The following is an 18000-nucleotide window of genomic DNA, read 5'->3' on the forward strand; positions in this document are numbered from 1 at the left end:
TCGAGACCCGCACGGGACAGCGTCAGAGCAGGTCAGCTGCGTGCTCCCAGCGGGTCGCCGACCCGCGACCGGTCGAACGGCGGCAGGTTGAATCGGTCGCGAATGGTCTGCTGGACGGTGAACTTGTCGGCCCGCGCGTCGACAGACATCACATATTCCTTGCCCCGGAACAGCTCGATCACCGGATCGATCTTGCTGTGATAGTCGCGCAGCCGCCTGGCCAGCGCGTCCGGGCTGTCGTCCGCCCGGCTCACCAGCTCCCCGCCGCACACGTCGCACCGCCCCTCGACCTCAGGCCGGTGCGCGATCAGGTTGTAGTCCATGCCGCACTGCGAGCACAGCCGCCGGGCCAGGACGCGCCGGCGCACCTCCTCGTCGGGCAGATCGAGGTGGATCACGCCGTCGATGTCGTAGCTCTCCAGGAAGAACTCCGCCTGCCGGCGGTTGCGCGGGAAACCGTCGATGACGAATCCGTAGTTCCAGTCGTGCTGGTGGAGGCGGTCCTTGACGACGTCCTCCACCAGGTCGTCCCCCACCAGTTCTCCCGCCGCGACCACGCGGCGTACCTGGGCGCCGAGCTTGGTGTGGTTCTTGACATGCCAGCGGAAGATGTCGCCGACGCTGATGTGCACCAGATCGAGGTCGGCGGCGAGCAACTTGCTCTGGGTGCCCTTGCCACTCCCCTGCACGCCCATGATCACATATTTGCGCATATCTCTTCGCCTTCGCGGTCAGGTCATTCTCCGGGCATCGTCACCTTCCCATCTGCCCTGCACGCCTGAGAAGCCGCGCGGGGTGGCACGGCACCCCTCGAACGGCGATACGTAGATTTGCCGATGCCTGGCATGCCTTCGGTGCTTACTCTCAGGCCCATCGAGCGCCCTGCGAGAAGGTGGGTACATGCGTGCGCTGACCGCGTTCCTCTCGTTCCTCATCGTGTTCACGACCACCTCCCCGTCCGCGAGCGCGAAACCGGCGCCCGCCACGCCGGCGGACGTGGTCTTCCAGCGGGCCGACTTCTCGGCCGGCACGTCGGAGGGCACGACGACCGGCGACGGCCTGTCGTTCGGCTCGGCCGCCGGCACCACTTCCTACACTGACGCGCTCGGCACCAAGACCTGGGAGTACGCGCGCTGGACAGGGCCCGAGCGGGCCATCGGGTTCCCCGCGACCGAGCTGGTCGCCTCCTGGACCGCGGATCTGCCGCCGGGCAGCTGGCTGCAGGTCGAGACCCGCGCCAGGAACGCCGAGGGCCTGACGAAGTGGTATTCGCTGGGCCGCTGGGCGTACGGCGAGGGCGACATCCGGCGCACGTCGGTGCCGGGGCAGGGCGACGCGGACGCCTCGGTCGCCGTGGACACGCTGGTCGCGGCGGCGGGCAAGCAGATCAGCGCCTACCAGCTGCGCCTCACGCTCTATCGGACGCCGGGCTCGTCGGTGACGCCGCGGGTGCGTACGTCCGGCGCCATGGCCTCCAACGTGCCCGAGCGCAAGACCGTGCCGGCCAGCCCGGGCGGCGGCGCCTGGGGGACGGAGCTGAACGTGCCGCGCCGCTCCCAGAACGTCCACGAGGGCCACTACCCCGAATGGGACGGCGGCGGCGAGGCGTGGTGCAGCCCGACCTCGACCACGATGGTGCTGGGCTACTGGGGCAAGTGGCCGAGCGCGCAGGACACGGCCTGGGTCGATGCGTCCGACCCGAACCCGGAGGTCGACTACGCGGCCCGCTACACCTACGACCACGCCTACCAGGGGGCGGGCAACTGGCCGTTCAACACCGCCTACGCGGGCCGGTACGGCTTGGACGGGTTCGTCACCCGGCTGCGGTCGCTGACCGAGCTGGAGCTGCTGATCAAGGCAGGCATCCCGGTCATCACCTCGCAGTCCTTCAAGAAAGGCGAGCTGCCGGGCGCCGGGTACGGCACCAATGGGCACCTCATGGCGATCATCGGCTTCACCGCGACGGGCGACGTGATCGCCAACGATCCCGCGTCCCCGGACAACGACGCCGTGCGGCACGTCTATCCGCGGGCCGACTTCGAGAACGTCTGGCTGCGCAGCTCCAGCAGCGGCGGCATCGCGTACGTCATCCATCCGCCGGGCCACGCCCTGCCTGCCACGACCCCGGGGCTGCCGGCCAACTGGTGAGGCTCTCGCGGCCGGCGCTCCCCGAGAACGGGGCGCCGGCCGGGTGACCCATGCGTGCCCGTCGTCGGCGGTTTGCCCGACTCGACGGGGGACGGGGAGTTCCGTACCCTAACAACTCCCGATAACTGTGGGCCGACCACGCTGTGGAGCGCTGGATGACCGAGGACGAGTCTGCGTCACTGGAGACGACCCGGCTGGTTCGGCCCAGGTGGAACGGTCCACCGTTGCTGTTGTCGTCCGATGGTGTCCGCGTCCTGGTGGCGGGCACGGGCGTGCATCGCCCGGAGTCGCGGCTGCCGCAGGCCCCCGCCGTCCCGGCGACCGTCAACGACGTGTCCCAGGCCCTGGTCGAGCGGACGGGCCTGGCCCCGGCCAACCTCACCGTGCTGCTGGACCCGGCGACCCCGGCCAACCTGGGCGAGGCGCTGGAGCGGGCCGCGCGGGAGGCCACGTCGGTCCTGGTGTTCTACTACGTGGGTCACGGCGTCTTCACCCCTGACGGCGAGCTGCACCTGGCCACCCGCGCCACCGTGGACCTCGGCCAGGGCATGCCCGGCTACCAGGCGCTCCCCTACGGCATGGTGCGCACCATCCTGTCGTCCTCGCCGGCCGAGCTGGTCGTCGTGGTGCTGGACTGCTGCTTCACCGGCGGCGGGCGGCCCGCGCCGGCCAAAGCCGCGGACCGCATCTTCGAGGGCATGGGGCGCAGCGCTTATGTGCTGGCCTCCGCCAGCAGGGACGACAACGCCTGGGCGCTGCCCGGCGTCCGGCACACCGCGCTCAGCGGGGCGCTGCTCAGGCTGCTCAACGAGGGCGAGGCGGACGGGCCGCCGGCGTTCACGCTGGACCACGTCTACCACCGGCTGACCCACACCCTGCCCGGCGCCGGATTCCCCCGGCCGCGGCGGCAGGCCACGGACGTGGGCGACCGGGCGCCGCTGGCCGCCAACCCCGCCCATGCGGGGCAGCCCAACCGCTCGGGCCCGCCGATGGGCTCGCCCGGCGACCTGTCCAGCCCCTATCGCGGACTGGCCGCCTACGGTCCCGAGCACGCCGAGCTGTTCTTCGGGCGCGAGGAGCTGACCAGGTCGCTGACCACGCGGGTACGCCAGGCGCTCAGGGCGGACGGCAAGCCCGTCGTCATCGGCTCGCAGGCGTTCGCGGCCGGCGGACCGCTCATCCTCACCGGCCCGTCGGGCGGTGGGAAGTCGTCGGTGCTGCGGGCCGGGCTCATTCCCGCCCTGCGGCAGGACGACGACGTGTCCTGCGTCATGCTGGCGCCCGGCGCCGATCCGCTGGGCGCGCTGGCCCGCGAGCTGGCCGAGCTCGGCGGCGGCGACCCCGCGCGGCTGCGTGCGATCATCGAGTCCGATCCGAGCGGGGCGCGGCGCGGCCTTCCCGGGCGGTTACTGCTGGTGGTGGACCAGTTCGAGGAGGTGTTCACGGCCTGTCCCGACGGCGCGGTGAGGGCGCGGTTCGTCGAGGCGCTCGCCGAGCTGTCCCGTGCGGCGGCCGTGGTGATCGCGGTACGCGCCGAGTTCTTCGGGCGCTGCGCGGCATACCCCGGGCTGGTGGAGTCGATGCGGCGGCCGGAGGTGGTCACGCCCATGACCGCGGCCGAGTTGCGCGCCGTGATCGAGCAGCCGGCCGTCCGGTCCGGCCTCAGTGTGGAGGCCGGCCTCGCCGACCTGATCCTGGAGGACCTGCGGGCCAACGAGGCGGCGCTGGAGCGGTCGGGCGGGCCGCTGCCCCTGCTCTCCCACGCCCTGCTGGCCACGTGGCAGCGGCGGTCCGGCGGCGTGCTGACCATGGCGGGCTACCGATCGGCCGGCGGCGTCACCGGGGCGGCGGCCATGAGCGCGGAGGACACGCTGCGGGGGCTCGGCGCGGAGTTCGAGCCGGTGGCCCGCGACCTGCTGGTCCGGCTCGTACGCGTGGACGACCAGGTCGGCGGCACGACGCGGCGGGTCCCGCTGGCCGAGCTGGCTCCCGACGCGCCTTCGGTCGGCGGGCAGGTGCTGGCCGAGCTGGCGAGAGCGCGGCTGGTCACGGTGGCCGGGGGCGAGGCGGAGCTCGCCCATGAGGCGCTCATCCGCGCTTGGCCCCGGCTCGGCGGCTGGATCGACGCCGAACGCGCCACCTTGCTCGTACGCCGCCGCCTGTCGGAGGACGCGGCGACGTGGCACCGGGAAGGCCAGGACCCGGCCTACCTCTACACCGACAACCGCCTGCCGGCCGCCCAGGCCCTGGCCGCCACGACGCCGGGTCCGGCGGCGGGCGGCCCGGCGGCGGGGGGCGGGCCGCTGACGCCCCATGAACAGGCGTTCCTCCAGGCGTCGGTGCGGCGGCACAGCCGCCGGGCGCTGATCGGCCGGGCCGTCATCGCCGCGCTCTCCGTGCTCCTCCTCCTGGCCGCGACCGGCAGCGTGCTGGCCTTGCTCCAGTCCAGCCAGGCCTCGACCCAGGCCGAGCAGGCGACCGGCCAGCGCGACCAGGCACTCTCCCGTCAGCTCGCCGCCACCGCCAACAGCCTGCCCGACACTTCGCTCGCCGCCCAGCTGGCTCTGAGCGCCTACCGCGTCTCGGCCACCCCCGAGGCCCGCGGGGCGCTGCTCGGCACGCTGTCCCGCCCGCTCCCGGCCCGCATGATCGGCCACACCGCCCCCGTCGAGCGGGTGGCATACCGCCCCGACGGGCGCGTGCTCGCCACCGTCTCCGGCGACTACACCGCCCGGCTGTGGAACGTCGCCGACCCCCTCCGCCCCAAGAGCGCGGGCATCGTGAAGGGCCACACGAGGGGGCTGACGGCGGCGGCGTTCAGCGCGAACGGCAAGATCCTCGCGACCGGCTCGGCGGACGAGACCGCCCGCCTGTGGGAGGTCTCCGACACCGCCCGCCCGCGCGCCCTGGCCACGATCACGGGCCACGGCGAGCCGGTGGTCTCGGTGGCGCTCAATCCGAAGGGCGACCTGCTGGCCACCGCGGGCGCCGACAAGTCCGTACGGCTGTGGAACATCGCCGACCCCGCCAAGCCGCAAGCGGTCTCCGTGCTCAAGCAGACCACCGACCCCACCGAGGTGGCCTTCAGCCCCGACGGACGCATGATCGCGGTCACCTCGTCCACCGGCGTCACGCTCCTGGACGTGCTCACCCCCGCCAAGCCGAGCAGCCTGGCCGCGCTGACGGCGCCGGACGGCGGCGGCGTCAGGAGCGTGGCGTTCAGCCCGAACGGCCAGCACCTCGCCACCGCCTCCAGCACCGGCACGCTGCACCTGTGGAACATCACCACGGCCAAGCTCGCCGGCACCGCGACCGGGCACACGCAGGCGGCCGGCGACGTGGCCTTCAGCGCCGACGGAAACGTCCTGGCCAGCTCCTCCGCCGACGGCACCGCCCGCCTCTGGGACGTCTCGACTCCGACCGACCCGCAGCCGGCGGCCACGCTGACCGGTTTCGCCGGCACTGTGACGGGGGTGGCGTTCAGCCCGAACGGCCAAAACCTCGCCACCTCGTCCGCCGACGGGACCGCCCGCGTGTGGAACGTCGCCGACCCCGCCCGGGTCGCCGCCCGCGCCCGGCTGGCCCGGCACACCGCGCCGGTCAACGGGGTGGCGATCGCCAAGGGCGGCCGTACGCTGGCCAGCGTCTCTGACGACAAGACCGTCAAGCTGTGGGACGTCTCCGACCCGGCGTCGGCCACTCCCGTGTCCACGCTGCGCGGGCACACCGACGCCGTCGTGGCGGTGGCCTTCAGCCCGGACGGCCGCTACGTGGTGTCGGCGTCCCTCGATCGCACGGCCCGGCTGTGGCAGGTCGAGCGGCCCGCCAACCCGAAGTTCGTGGCGACGCTCCAGGGGCATACGGCAGGGTTGCGGTCGGCGGCGTACAGTCCGGACGGCAAGGTCGTGGTGACGACCGGGCGGGACGGCCGGACGATCGTGTGGGACGTGTCCACGCCCGCCACCCCCAAGCGGGTGGCGACGCCGGGCGCCGCCGACGACCGGCTCGACGTGGCCGCGTTCCGGCCCAGCGGAAGCGTCCTCGCGACCGGCTCGGGCACCGCCGCCGTGCGGTTGTGGGACCTGTCCAAGCCGGCCCAGCCGCGCCGGCTGGCCGACTTCGCCGCCGCCCCGGGTGGCGTGCTCGACCTTCAGTTCAGCCGGGACGGCAAGACCCTGGCCGCGGCGGCGTCGGACGGGACAACGCGGTTGTGGGACGTCACCCGCCCCGAGCAGCCCAAGCGGGTGGCCACCCTGCCGGGGCACGTCGCGGACGTGTCCGCGGTGGCCTTCAGCGCGGACGGCCGCATGCTCGCCTCGGCCTCCCGTGACCGCACGATCCGGGTGTGGAACGTCGCCGACCGCGCCCGGCCGGCACTGTGGGCGGTGCTCGGGGGCGCGAGCGCGGTCGACGACGTGGAGTTCGGCCCGGACGGCACCGTCCTGGCCGGCACGTCCGACCTGGCCACTCAGCTGTGGGGGCTGAGCGTGGAGCAGGCGAGCGAGAGCGTCTGCCAGTCGTCGGGCATGTCGATCACCCGGGAGGAGTGGGCGCAACACCTCCCCGGCCGGCCCTACACCCTCCCCTGCCAGGCCCAGAACTGATCAGGCACTGATCAGGCCTGGTAGGTCACGTCGGAGAAGGTGGCTCGGCACCCTTCGCCCGCCAGGTCCTGCACCCACAGGCCGACGAACGCGCCGGTGAACCCGAAGGACCGGATCTGGCCGTCGATGATCTCGTCGGCGTTCTCGTCGGACAGGGTCGTGGCGTCCAGCTCCACGGAGATGGGCCGGCCGTCGGCGGAGAAGCGCAGCACCGGGCCGTCGAACTCGACGCCGAGCCGGGTCGCGGGCTCCCCGGTGAAGTGCACGGTCCGCGTGCCCCGATCGCTGCCGGTCAGGATCAGGCCGTCGGTGGTGAGCGCGAGGTGGTACCAGTTGCGGGAGTTGTAGTAGGCGGTGATGCCGGCGGACTGGTGCACGCTGTCGGGCTCGAACGTCAGGCTCGTCTGGAACGTGCATGTCGCGCTGGTGACCCGGCGGGCGAGGAGGCTGGGGGCACGCAGCCCGTACGGGGACTGCCCCCCCGTGATCGTCACCCGGTCGCCGTCGAAGCTCACCCAGTCGGGCGAGGCGGGACGGCGCAGGGTGCTCCAGTGGTGCTCGGCCGGCTCGAGGTCCACGCGCTGCCACGGATGCGGCGGCAGCGCGGGCGCGGGCACCTCGACGGCGGGCACCGCTCCGGCCACGCGCGGCCAGCCGTCCACCCACGCGACCCGCTGGATCGCGGATTCCCTGCCCAGCACGCAGCGGCCCCGCTGCGTGTGGGGGCGGGCGGCGAGGTGCGCGACGTACCACTCGCCGTCCTGGGTCCGCACCAGGCAGCCGTGCCCGGCCTTCTGCAGCTCCAGGGTGGGATCGTGGCGGGAGGTGAACATCGGTCCCGCCGGGTCCGGCTCGTACGGCCCGTCCAGCGTGCGGGACCTCAGCACGCTCGCGCCGTGCTCGTAGCCGGTGCCGCCCTCGGCCACCATCAGGTAGTACCAGCCGTCGATCTTGTAGATGTGCGGTCCCTCGGTGACGCTCCGGTTCTCGAGAATGATCCGCGGCTTGCCTGCTCCCGCGCCGCCGTTGAGTTCCTGGAGCTCGATGCCGGCGAAGCCGTGTCCCGGGCGCGAGTCGAAGACCATGTTGAGCAGGTAGGTGGCGCCGTCGTCATCGTGGAAGAGCGCGGCGTCGAACCCGCGTCCGGGCAGCCTCACCGGGTCCGACCACGGGCCCTCGATGGAGGGGGCGGTGATCAGGTAGTTCGCGATGTCCTTGTAGCCGTGGGCGTAGTTGTCCATGACGCCGTAGACCAGGTGGAACAGGCCGTTGGCATACGTGAGGTCGGGCGCCCAGATGCCGCCGGAGTCCGGCACGCCCGTCAGGTCGAGCAGCCGGTGGTCGGTGAGGATGCCGCCCAGCGGCCGCCAGTTGACCAGGTCGCGGGAGTAGTGGACGCGTACGCCCGGGTACCACTCGAACGTTGACGTGGCCAGGTAGTAGTCGGCGCCGACCCGCAGGATGGACGGGTCCGGGTGGAAGCCGGGCAGGACGGGGTTGCGGATGGCCGTCCGTGTCATGGCTGCCTCCATTGGATAGAAACCGGTCGCCGTGAACGCTACGGCGATGGGTTACGGACCACAAGAACGCGTTACAGACACGTTACTTTTGAAGCACCTGACTCCGGGCTTCGCCTGCCAGGACACCTCTTGCCAAACCTCCCGTTGACCGCAACCCCTCTCGCCCCCTACCGTAGGTATCGGTTTCTATCTCCGGAATGGAGGCACGTCCCTGTGCGCCCCCGCCCGAAGGCGTCGTCCATCGCGCCCGGAACAGCTCGCGATGCTCTCTACGCCACAGCTCTTGAGACGGGCGGTCTCGCGGATCGAGCGTACTCTCGGGGGGATGCCGAGCGGATCACTCCCGCCATAGACTGCGTTGAGGTCGCGGACCTCCGATGCTCAGCCTGTCGTCAACGACCATGAAGGGCCGGCCTTGTCGCGAAAAGTAAGCCCCAAGGAAGTGGGCGCGACGGACGAGCGCGTCACCGTCCGTGACGTGGCCGCGCGGGCCGGGGTGTCGGCCACCACGGTCTCCCGCGTGATCAAGGGCGACTACCCGGTCGCCCAGGCCACCAGGGCACGAGTGCTGCGGGCCATGCGCGACCTCGACTACGTGCTCAACGTGCACGCCCGAGCCCTGTCGGGGGCCAGCACGAAGATGGTGGCGTTCATCCTCGACGACGTCACCGGCCCCTCCTTCGCCCACGTCGCCAAGGGCGTCGAACAGCAGGCCACCGCCGAGGGCCGGCTCTGCATGGTGTGCACCACCCACGGCGACCCGGCCCGCGAGCTGGCCATCGTCGAGGCCATGCGCGAGCAGCGGGCCGACGCGGTCATCCTGGTCGGCGGCGGCACGATGGACGACACTTACCGCGAGCGCATGTCGCACTTCGCCCACGCCCTCGACAAGGCAGGCTCCCGCCTCGTGCTGTGCGGCCGCCCGCCCCTCGGCGAGGACGTGCCCACCACGGTGGTGGAGTACGACAACGAGGGCGGCGCGTACGCCATGGCCAGCCATCTGCTGTCGCAGGGACACCGGCGCATCGCGCTGGTAGGCGCCACCGCCGACGACCTCAGCACCACGAGGCTCGACCGGGTGCGCGGCTTCATGCGCGCCCACGAGTCCTTCGGCGTGCCCCACGACCCGGACCTGGTCGTCCCGGCGGGCTTCGACCGCACCGACGGCTACGACGCCGCCCGCCGCCTGATCGCGCTGGGCGCCGAGTTCACCGCCGTCTTCGCCGCCACCGACATGGTGGCCATCGGCGTCCTGGCCGCCCTCCGCGAGGCGGGGCTGCGCGTGCCGGAGGACGTCTCCCTGGCCGGCTACGACGACATCCCCTTCGCCGCCGACCTGACCCCCGGCCTGACCACCGTGCACATTCCCACCGAGGAGCTGGGCCGGACGGCGGTGCGCCTGGCCCTGAACCGCCAGGACCGCCAGCACGTCGTCCTCGGCACCCACATCGTCGTCCGCGATTCGGTCCGCCCCCCGGCCCGCCGGTAGGTATAGACCTCGTGAGCCGATCAGCAAGCCGTTATCGAAGGTGTTGTAGATCAGACGTCTTCAGCCCAGTACTTCTGCATCCTCGCAACGGCGTCCTCCTTGCTCATCGCTGCGACCTCGGCCTCATCCAGACCCACTCTAGAGATCAGCAAATGAACAAGATCGGCGGGCAAGGCGTTTGACGGCGGCGTGGGCGCTCCGCGATCGGGCAAGGCACCGTCCTTGACGCACGCCCAGAACGTTGCCTCGTCCACCTGCAGCTGATCGCGCAGTATGTGACCCCATATGCTCGGGCCGCAGGTGCTTCGATCGACCGGATGGGAGATCCGCGTTCTCAAAATCCGGCCATCGGGAAGGTTCACCTCATAGGTGAGATAGTGGGTCCCCGTTCGCCCGCGAGCGTTCCGTACCGGACGCCAGCCTTCGATCTGACAGAACCGATCGTGGTCGTCGCGCGTGGGCTGGGGCCAGGTCATCGAGCCTTCCCCACCAGCCATTCGCGTAGCTGATCGTCATCGCTGAAGCTGATCAACTGCACCAGACCCCAGTTCTCGTGGTGGTTAGGGGCATCAAGCAAGTGGTCTTGCCAGTCCTCCGCGTATTCGCGGAGCGCGTCAACCATTTCCGTAACAGCCTCATTGAAGGTCCGGCCGTCGGCCGCGATCGGCAATCCAGGAATGAAGATCGACCAACCGTCAGCCTCGGGAACCGCCTGGGCGCGAGATGGAGTGACCGCGGCAAGATAGCGGCGCAGTCTGTCGACGTCCACGAGGGCGGTCGTGGAGGACTCTCGACGAACCGTGGCCACACGGCCGCGTTCAGCCGCGTCCAAGAGTGCTTTGAGATGCGCACGGGCATCTGTATAGCTGTCAAAATGAACGGCGGTCATGCTGGACACCTCCACTGAAGCGTGCCTCCAGGATGCCTCCTGGCCAACTAAGTACGTCAAGTACGCCACGTACTGACGAATAGCATCTCAGAGCCGGATGACGATCTTTCCCAGCGCCTTGCCGGAGGCGTAGTAGCGGTAGGCATCGGGCGCCTCGTCGAAGGCGAACACGCGGTCGATGACGGGACGGATGCGGTTGACCTCGATGGCGCGGTTCATCGCGACGAACTGTGCGCGGCTGCCGACGGCGACGGGACGTATGGTGGCGCCGGAGGCGAACAGCACCCGCGGGTCGATGGGCGGTGCGGCGTTGGAGACGAAGCCCACGCAAGCGACATGACCCTCGATCGTCACCGCCTTGAGCGACTGCTCCAGCAAGCCGGCGACGTCCACGACGCGGTCGGCCCCCCGGCCGCCGGTCAGCTCCCGGACCTCGGCGGGCCAGTCCGGCGTCGCCCGGTAGTCGATGACCTCGTCGGCGCCCAGTTCGGCCAGGCGTTGCGCTTTCGCCGGGCTGCTCGTGGTGGCGATCACCCGCGCGCCGAGGGCCTTGGCGAATTGGAGCGCGAACAGCGACACCCCGCCCGATCCCTGTGTCACCAGGGTTTGGCCTGGTCGCAGGCCGATGCCGTCGCCGGTGAGCGCGTTCCAGGCGGTGGCGGCGGCGCAGGGAAGCGTCGCGGCCTCCTCGTACGACAAGTGATCGGGGATCGGCACAAGCCCGCTCTCCTCGACCACCGCGAGCTCGGTGAGCATGCCGTCCAGCGAACCGCCGCGCTGCGGCAGGTGCTGGACGCCGAACGGTCCGTCCTGCCAACTGGGGAAAAGCGTGGCGGCGACCCGGTCACCGATGCGGAACCCGGCGACGCCCGGTCCAACCGCGACGACTTCGCCCGCCCCGTCGGACACCGGGACGACGTCGGGTTTCACCGGCAGCACGTAGTCGCCGCGCAGCACCATCAGCTCTCGGTAGCTCAGCGAGGTGGCGTGCACGGCCACCACGACCTGCCCGGCCCCCGGTACGGGGTCTTCGTGCTTCCTGATGGACAGACCATCGATCCCGGCGCCGCTGTCGACGTGATAACTACGCACGGGATTCCTCCCCATCAGCGGCGGCCGGCGGGACCTCGCCTGCGGTCTTGCTGTAACCAAGGGCTTCGACGATCAGCCCGTTGAGTGCGGCGGGGTCGTGCTCAACGAAGGCGCGATTGAAGCGGTCGATGACATCGGCAGTGGTACGCATACACGCTCCGCGAGATAGAACGTTCGGTCTATCGAGACCATATCGACCGGTTGATCTACTCGTCAACGGATGGCAGGCTGTGAACCATGAGCACGCGCGCCACGCCCGGCCCCCGGGAACGCCTCCTGGAGGCCGCCCAGAAGCTGACCTACAGCCACGGCGTGGGCATCGGCGTCGACACCCTGCTCAAAACGGCAAACGTGGCGCGGCGCTCCCTGTACGAGCACTTCGGCGGCAAGGACGGACTGATCGCCGAAGTGCTCAAGCGCAGCACCGCCGAGGACGAAGCCCGCTACCAGGAGACCATGCAGGCGGCGGGCGACAACCCGCGCGGCCGCCTCCTGGCGATCTTCGACAGGCTCGCCGGGATCATCGCCAAGCCGGACTTCCGCGGCTGCCGCTATCTGGCCGCCGACCTCGCCCTGGCCGACCCGGAGCACCCCGGGCACGCCATCACGCGCGACTACCGGCGGCGCGTGCACCAACTCCTCGAGGACGAGCTCATCAAGCTAGGGCACCCGAGGCCCGCGCACGCGGCCGGCCAACTCCTCCTGCTCATCGACGGCACACTCGCGGCCGGAGCCACCCGGCCCGGCACCGACCCTGCCGCCTCCGCCCGCGAACTCGCCGAGCAGATCCTCGACACCCGGCGTTAGCTGCGCCCTAGCCGGCCAGGCGCAGCACGCCCCAGTGGCTGGTGTCCAGGTAGGTGCGGCCCGTGGCGTCGTTCCAGGTCACCGCACCGGTACGGGCCGCGCCCGTCGCGTCGTTCACCTGGACGTCGAAGCCCAGCAGTGTCCCTTCCGCCAGCGTGATCGTGGGCAGTTTGATGGCCGCTTCCACGACATATCCACCAGGCACTGTCTTGGCCACCGCCGTCACGTTGTCCTTGACGCCGGCGGCGTCGAACGTGCCGCCGACCGTGACGCGGCCGGTGAAGCTGACCCGGTACTGGCCGTCGTCGTCCGTGTAGCCCTTCGTCTTGCCGTTGCCGGGGTCGACGAAGATCTCGACGGAGTCCTGTTCCCAGGGGTTCGGGGACTCCTCGCTCAGGGTCGGGTCCGTGACGTGGGCCAGGACGTACAGCGTCGACCCGCTCCACAACGATCTGACGCGAGCAGTGGCGCCGGACGTGCCCTGGATCCAGGTGGCGGTGCGGATGTCCTGCGCAGCCCGCCAGACCGGCTCCGCGACACCGTCCACGACGGGCGTGCGGTGGGCGGCGGAGGTGAGCTTGACGGCGGGCACGGGGGTCACCTTGCCCGTCCAGGAGGTGGCGGTGCTCCCGTCGCGCACGGTCACGTCCACGTCGACGCCCTTCTTGACCAGCGCCTCGACGCGATAGCCGGTCGCGGTCCGCTTCACCGCCGCCTTCGGCCCACCGGCCCGGGTCACGGTGTGCGCGGTGCCGTCCACGGTGAAGGTCACCTTGTCGCCCGCGCCGACGGTCGTGTCGTTGACCTCGGCGAGGACGTACATGCCTGTGGCGGCGGAGCGCGCCTGGAAGCCCGCGGACACGTTCCCCACCCGGTCGAGCGGGGCGTCGGGCAGCAGGTCCCACTGCAGGTCCCGCTTGCCGTCCACCGACACCGTCCCCGCGGGCGCCTCCAGCTTGCGCACCAGCGGCGGCAGCTTGGACGGGTCCGCGACGGCCCAGTACGCGGGCTTGGCCTGCAGGTCGTGGTCGAAGAGCAGCGGCGCGTTGAGCCGCGGAATCGGCCAGGTGTTCAGCCAGCTGACGTCGTCGGACTCGCCCCACACGGTGACCGAGCTGAGCTTGGAGGCCTGCCGCCGGAAGACGTCGAACAGCGCCTTGTACCGGTGGCCCTGCTCGGCCAGCAGCTCCGGCGAGATCGACGGGTAGGAGGAGACGAAGTCGGTGTAGATGCTCACGTCCAGCTCGGTGACCTGCTGGTCCACGCCGAGCGTGGCGAAGCGCTCGATGGTGGCCTCGACGTAGGAGGCGGGCGGCTGCTCGATGTTGAGATGCAGCTGGTGGCCGACGCCGTCGATCGGCACGCCCTCGTCCTTGAGCTGCTTGACCAGCGCGTAGAGGGCTTCGCGCTTGCGCGGGAACTCCGTGTTGTAGTCGTTGATGAAGAGCTTGGCGTCCGGGTCGGCCTCGTGAGCGGCGCGGAAGGCGGTGCGGATGTAGTCGAGGCCGGCGATCTCGTACCACTTGGAGCGGCGCAGCCCGTCCGGCTGGTTCTCGTCGATCACCTCGTTGACCACGTCCCAGACCGCGATCTTGTCCTTGTAGCGGGTCACGAGCGTGCGCACGTGGTTCTCGACGCGGCGCAGCAGGGTCTCCTTGTCCGCGCCCTCGAACACCCAGGCCGGGGTCTGGCTGTGCCAGACGAGCGTGTGGCCTCGGACCGTCATGCCGTGCTCGACGCCGAAGTCCACCAGATGGTCGCCGTCGGCGAAGGCGAACTCGCCCTCGCGGGGCTCGGTGGCGTCCCACTTCAGCTCGTTGCCGGGGGTGATGCCGTTGAAGTGCCTGGCCAGCAGCTCGCCGTGCACGCCGAGCGTGTCGGGCCTGGTGAGCGCCGAGCCCATGGTGAAGGGCACCTTGTCCTTCAGTGCGGGGATGTCGGTCTGGATGGGCTTCGGCGCGATGTAGGTCATCGCGAAGTCGTCCAGGTAGAAGGGGAAGGTGCCGCTGTCGGACTCGAGGTACACGCTGAGGAAGTCCACGTCGTACGCGAGCGTGTACGTTCCGGCGAGCTCCACCCACTGCCCTGCGGGCACGTCCGTGGGCGGCACGATGCGCTCGTAGCTGGGCGTGCCGCCGGTGCGTCGCTCGATCGACAGGCCGAGCCGGCCGGCCGCGGTGTCGGGGCCGAGCCGCACCCACACCGACAGGGCGTACTTGTCGCCCTTGCCCATCCGGCCGAGCACGTTCATGGCGGGCCCGTCCCAGGTGGCCGACCGGCCGGTGACCGCGAGGCTGTGGGCGCCGCCGTGGGCGGCGGCCGTGCTGGACTCCAGGGTGGCGGCGGCGCGCGGCGACCAGTCCTGCGCGGTGCCGTCCTCGAAGTCGGTGCTGATCGGCTCGCGGGTGGGGTCGCCCTGGGGGCTGAAGACGATGTCGTCCAGGTAGTACTGGGAAGTGGCGTCGGAGCTCTCGGCATAGAGCTGGAGGTCGGTGGAGTCGGCGGTGTAGAGGTAGGTGCCGGCCAGCCGCACCCACTCGCCGTCGGTCACGGTGGCCGCCGCGACGCGCTCGTAGGTGGTCTCGCCGCCGGTGGGGGTGCGCTGCACGGTCAGCGCGATCGTGCTGGCGGGCTGCCCCGTGACGAGCCGCGCGTACGCGGTCACGCGGTAGGTGACGCCCTTGACGAACGGCGCGGCGATCGAGGCCCCATGCCAGGTGGCGGTCCGTCCCGTGGTGAGCAGGCTGCTCGTGCCCGCGTGCGCCGCGTCCGTGGTGACCGCGACGGAGACGTCGCCGCCGCGCGGGCCCCAGCCCTGCGTCGTGCCGTCTTCGAAGTCGTACGTGAGGTCCGCCGCGTGCGCGGGAAGCACCGGCACGAGGCATAAGAGGGCGGCGGCCATCAGGGCTCGGAGGGTGCGCACAGTGCTCCTGCGGGGTGGGATGAAAGTTTCAGGGATGTTCCGATAAATGTCAGGCGGACTGTAGATGCGGCGCGCGGATGCGGTCAAGATGTGTCACAGACGCGATCGGTCCTGCAACCGCTTGTTGCAGCAAAGGTGCAGTTTTACTGCACCTATTGACGTGTACACGGCATTACGCGAACGTTTCGTGCAACCGATTGCCGCACTCTGCGAGGTTGCGCATGCGACTTCTGTTACTCATCCCGTTGGCAGGGCTGGCGCTGGCCATGACGCCGCCCGCGACCGCCCAGTCCCGCACCACGATCGTGGTCGCGGCCGACGGAACCGGCGACCACACGACCGTGCAGGCGGCCGTCGACGCGGTGCCGTCCGGCAACGCCCGGCCGGTCACCATCCTGGTCCGCAAGGGCACGTACAAGCAGCAAGTGGTTATCCCCGCTGACAAGCCGCACATCTCGCTGGTGGGCGACACCCGGGACCCGCGCGGGGTGGTGCTCACGTTCGACGCCTCGGCCTCCACCCCCAAACCGGACGGCTCGGGCACCTACGGCACCTCGGGCAGCGCCTCGTACGTGATCAGCGCCCCCGACTTCACCGCCCGCAACCTCACCTTCGAGAACTCCTACGACGAGGCCGCCAAGGGCAACAGCCAGGCCGTGGCGGTGCGGACGACGGGCGACCGGCAGGTGTACGAGAACGTCAGGTTCCTCGGCAACCAGGACACCCTCTACGCCAACACCCCGTCCGCCGCCACGACCGCCCGGCAGTATTTCCGCGACTGCTACGTCGAGGGCGACGTCGACTTCATCTTCGGCCGCGCCACCGCCGTCTTCGACAACTGCGTCATCAAGGCGCTCAACCGCGGCAGTACGGACAACAACGGCTACGTCACCGCGGCGAGCACGGAGCTGAGCAACCCGTACGGCTTCCTGATCTACCGCAGCCACCTGACCAGCAACGCCCCGGCGCGCACGTTCCATCTGGGCCGCCCGTGGCCGGCCGGCGGGTCGGCGACGGCGCGCGGGCAGGTGCTGGTGCGGGAATCGTGGCTGGGGCAGCAGTTCAAGGACGTGCCCTGGACCGACATGTCGGGCTTGAACTGGCGGGACGCCCGGCTGTCCGAATACCGCAACCACGGCCCGGGCGCGACGGTCACCAACGACCGGCCGCAGCTCACCGCGGAGCAGGCCGCCACGTTCACGCCGCAGCGCTACCTGGCGGGCACGGACGGCTGGAACCCCGTGCACGGCCACCACCCGCACCCCGGGTACGGGATGGGCCGGGAGGCTCTCCCCCGCGACGACGGCTGGGCGGCGGCCACCACCGGCACCACGGGCGGCTCGGCGGCGCGGCCGGAGAACGTGCACGTCGTCTCGACCCGGGCGCAGCTTCGGGCCGCGCTCGGCGACCCGGCCGACAACACGCCCAAGATCATCTATGTGAGGGGCGCGATCGACGCCGACACCGACGACTCCGGCGCTCCGCTGACGTGCGCGGACTATGCGGTGAACGGCTACAGCCTGCCCGCCTACCTGGCCGCGTACGACCCGGCCGTGTGGGGCAGGACCAGCGTCCCGTCAGGACCGCTCGAGGACGCGCGCCGGGCCTCGTACAACAAAATGGCCGCGCACGTCACGGTGACGATCGGCTCCAACGTCACCCTGGTCGGTGCGGGCGGGGACGCGGCGCTGAAGAGCTTCGGCCTGCGGATCAGCAACGCGGACAACGTCATCGTCCGCAACCTGACCATCACTGACACCTCGGACTGCTTCCCGCAGTGGGACCCGACCGACGGCGCGGACGGCAACTGGAACGCCTCGTTCGACAACGTCGAGGTGTCCGGCTCCACCCACGTCTGGCTGGACCACAACACGCTCAACGACGGCGACAACCCGGACTCCGGCCAGCCGCTCCACTTCGGGCGCCCGTACCAGGTCCACGACGGGCTGCTGGACGTGGTGCGCGGCTCGAACTACGTGACGCTCTCCTGGAACCACCTCAGCGGCCACGACAAGGTGACGCTGATCGGCAACACCGACAACCCGACCAGGTACGGCGAAGCCGACAAGCTGAAGGTCACGCTGCACCACAACCACTTCGAGGGTCTCGGGCAGCGCACGCCCCGGGTGCGCTTCGGCCAGGTGCACGTCTACAACAACTACTACACGGGCGGCCCCACGCACGGATACAGCATCGGCGTGGGCTTCGCCTCGAAGGTCTACGCCGAAAGCAACGCCTTCGACGGCATCGCGGCGGCGAAGGTGCTGTCGGTGTTCGGCGGCACCGCGGTCACCGCCAAGGACAACCTGGTGGACGGCGCCCCGGCCGACCTGGTCGCCGCCTACAACGCCGCCAACGGCACGGCACTCGGCACGGACGCCGGCTGGACCCCGACGCTGGTCACCCGCATCGATCCGGCCCAGGCCCTCAAGGCCCTGGTCCCGGCGGGAGCGGGCGCCGGCCGCCGCCACCTCTGAGGACGACGGCAGGTGTGCCGGGGCCACCCCGAGTGGCCCCGGCACATGCTA

At 70.9% G+C, this 18000-nt stretch carries 12 protein-coding genes; 5 read left to right on the forward strand and 7 right to left on the reverse strand.

Annotated elements, in window-relative coordinates:
• Window positions 1-32 precede the first annotated feature (32 nt).
• Entirely contained in the window at window positions 33-713 is a 681-nt protein-coding gene (locus ACTWQA_RS00395) for an adenylate kinase family protein (RefSeq protein ID WP_443157306.1), read from the reverse strand.
• A 187-nt stretch (window positions 714-900) separates the two neighbouring features.
• On the opposite strand from ACTWQA_RS00395, the gene ACTWQA_RS00400 reads away from it, so the two are divergent.
• Window positions 901-2148: a C39 family peptidase gene (locus ACTWQA_RS00400; RefSeq protein ID WP_443157307.1), complete on the forward strand. Its 1248-nt coding sequence runs from the start codon at window positions 901-903 to the stop codon at window positions 2146-2148.
• 155 nt (window positions 2149-2303) lie between these two features.
• On the forward strand, window positions 2304-6752 hold the full coding sequence (locus tag ACTWQA_RS00405) for a caspase, EACC1-associated type (protein WP_443157308.1): 4449 nt from the start codon (window positions 2304-2306) through the stop codon (window positions 6750-6752).
• Window positions 6753-6763: 11 nt separating this feature from the next.
• Here ACTWQA_RS00405 and ACTWQA_RS00410 read toward each other — a convergent pair whose 3' ends face one another.
• Window positions 6764-8272: a glycoside hydrolase family 43 protein gene (locus ACTWQA_RS00410; protein ID WP_443157309.1), complete on the reverse strand. Its 1509-nt coding sequence runs from the start codon at window positions 8270-8272 to the stop codon at window positions 6764-6766.
• A 415-nt stretch (window positions 8273-8687) separates the two neighbouring features.
• Here ACTWQA_RS00410 and ACTWQA_RS00415 point away from each other — a divergent pair, with 415 nt between their 5' ends.
• Entirely contained in the window at window positions 8688-9761 is a 1074-nt protein-coding gene (locus ACTWQA_RS00415; protein WP_443157310.1) for a LacI family DNA-binding transcriptional regulator, read from the forward strand.
• 50 nt (window positions 9762-9811) lie between these two features.
• Here the strand turns inward: ACTWQA_RS00415 and ACTWQA_RS00420 are convergent, their stop codons facing one another.
• From ACTWQA_RS00420 to ACTWQA_RS00435, 4 genes are all read right to left on the reverse strand, one after another.
• Complete coding sequence (locus ACTWQA_RS00420) at window positions 9812-10237, reverse strand: cytotoxic translational repressor of toxin-antitoxin stability system (protein ID WP_443157311.1); 426 nt, start codon at window positions 10235-10237, stop codon at window positions 9812-9814.
• A complete protein-coding gene (locus ACTWQA_RS00425) occupies window positions 10234-10650 on the reverse strand; it encodes a prevent-host-death protein (RefSeq protein WP_443157312.1) in 417 nt (138 codons plus the stop codon). Before ACTWQA_RS00425 ends, ACTWQA_RS00420 begins: the two co-directional genes overlap by 4 nt.
• An 87-nt stretch (window positions 10651-10737) precedes the next feature.
• Window positions 10738-11742 carry a zinc-dependent alcohol dehydrogenase family protein gene (locus ACTWQA_RS00430; RefSeq protein ID WP_443157313.1) on the reverse strand — a complete coding sequence of 335 codons (1005 nt, stop codon included), beginning with the start codon at window positions 11740-11742 and terminating at the stop codon, window positions 10738-10740.
• Window positions 11735-11893 carry a hypothetical protein gene (locus ACTWQA_RS00435; protein ID WP_443157314.1) on the reverse strand — a complete coding sequence of 53 codons (159 nt, stop codon included), beginning with the start codon at window positions 11891-11893 and terminating at the stop codon, window positions 11735-11737. The genes ACTWQA_RS00430 and ACTWQA_RS00435 overlap by 8 nt, the downstream gene beginning before the upstream one ends.
• An 86-nt stretch (window positions 11894-11979) precedes the next feature.
• Between ACTWQA_RS00435 and ACTWQA_RS00440 the strand changes: the two genes are divergently transcribed.
• On the forward strand, window positions 11980-12549 hold the full coding sequence (locus tag ACTWQA_RS00440; protein ID WP_443157315.1) for a TetR/AcrR family transcriptional regulator: 570 nt from the start codon (window positions 11980-11982) through the stop codon (window positions 12547-12549).
• A 7-nt stretch (window positions 12550-12556) separates the two neighbouring features.
• On the opposite strand, the gene ACTWQA_RS00445 is transcribed toward ACTWQA_RS00440, so the two are convergent.
• A complete protein-coding gene (locus ACTWQA_RS00445; protein ID WP_443157316.1) occupies window positions 12557-15472 on the reverse strand; it encodes an endo-1,4-beta-xylanase in 2916 nt (971 codons plus the stop codon).
• A gap of 221 nt (window positions 15473-15693) precedes the next feature.
• Here ACTWQA_RS00445 and ACTWQA_RS00450 point away from each other — a divergent pair, with 221 nt between their 5' ends.
• Entirely contained in the window at window positions 15694-17949 is a 2256-nt protein-coding gene (locus ACTWQA_RS00450) for a pectinesterase family protein (protein ID WP_443157317.1), read from the forward strand.
• Window positions 17950-18000: the final 51 nt, after the last annotated feature.

It is taken from the genome of Nonomuraea sp. 10N515B (assembly GCF_052245915.1).
In the GTDB taxonomy this organism is placed as follows: Bacteria; Actinomycetota; Actinomycetes; order Streptosporangiales; family Streptosporangiaceae; genus Nonomuraea.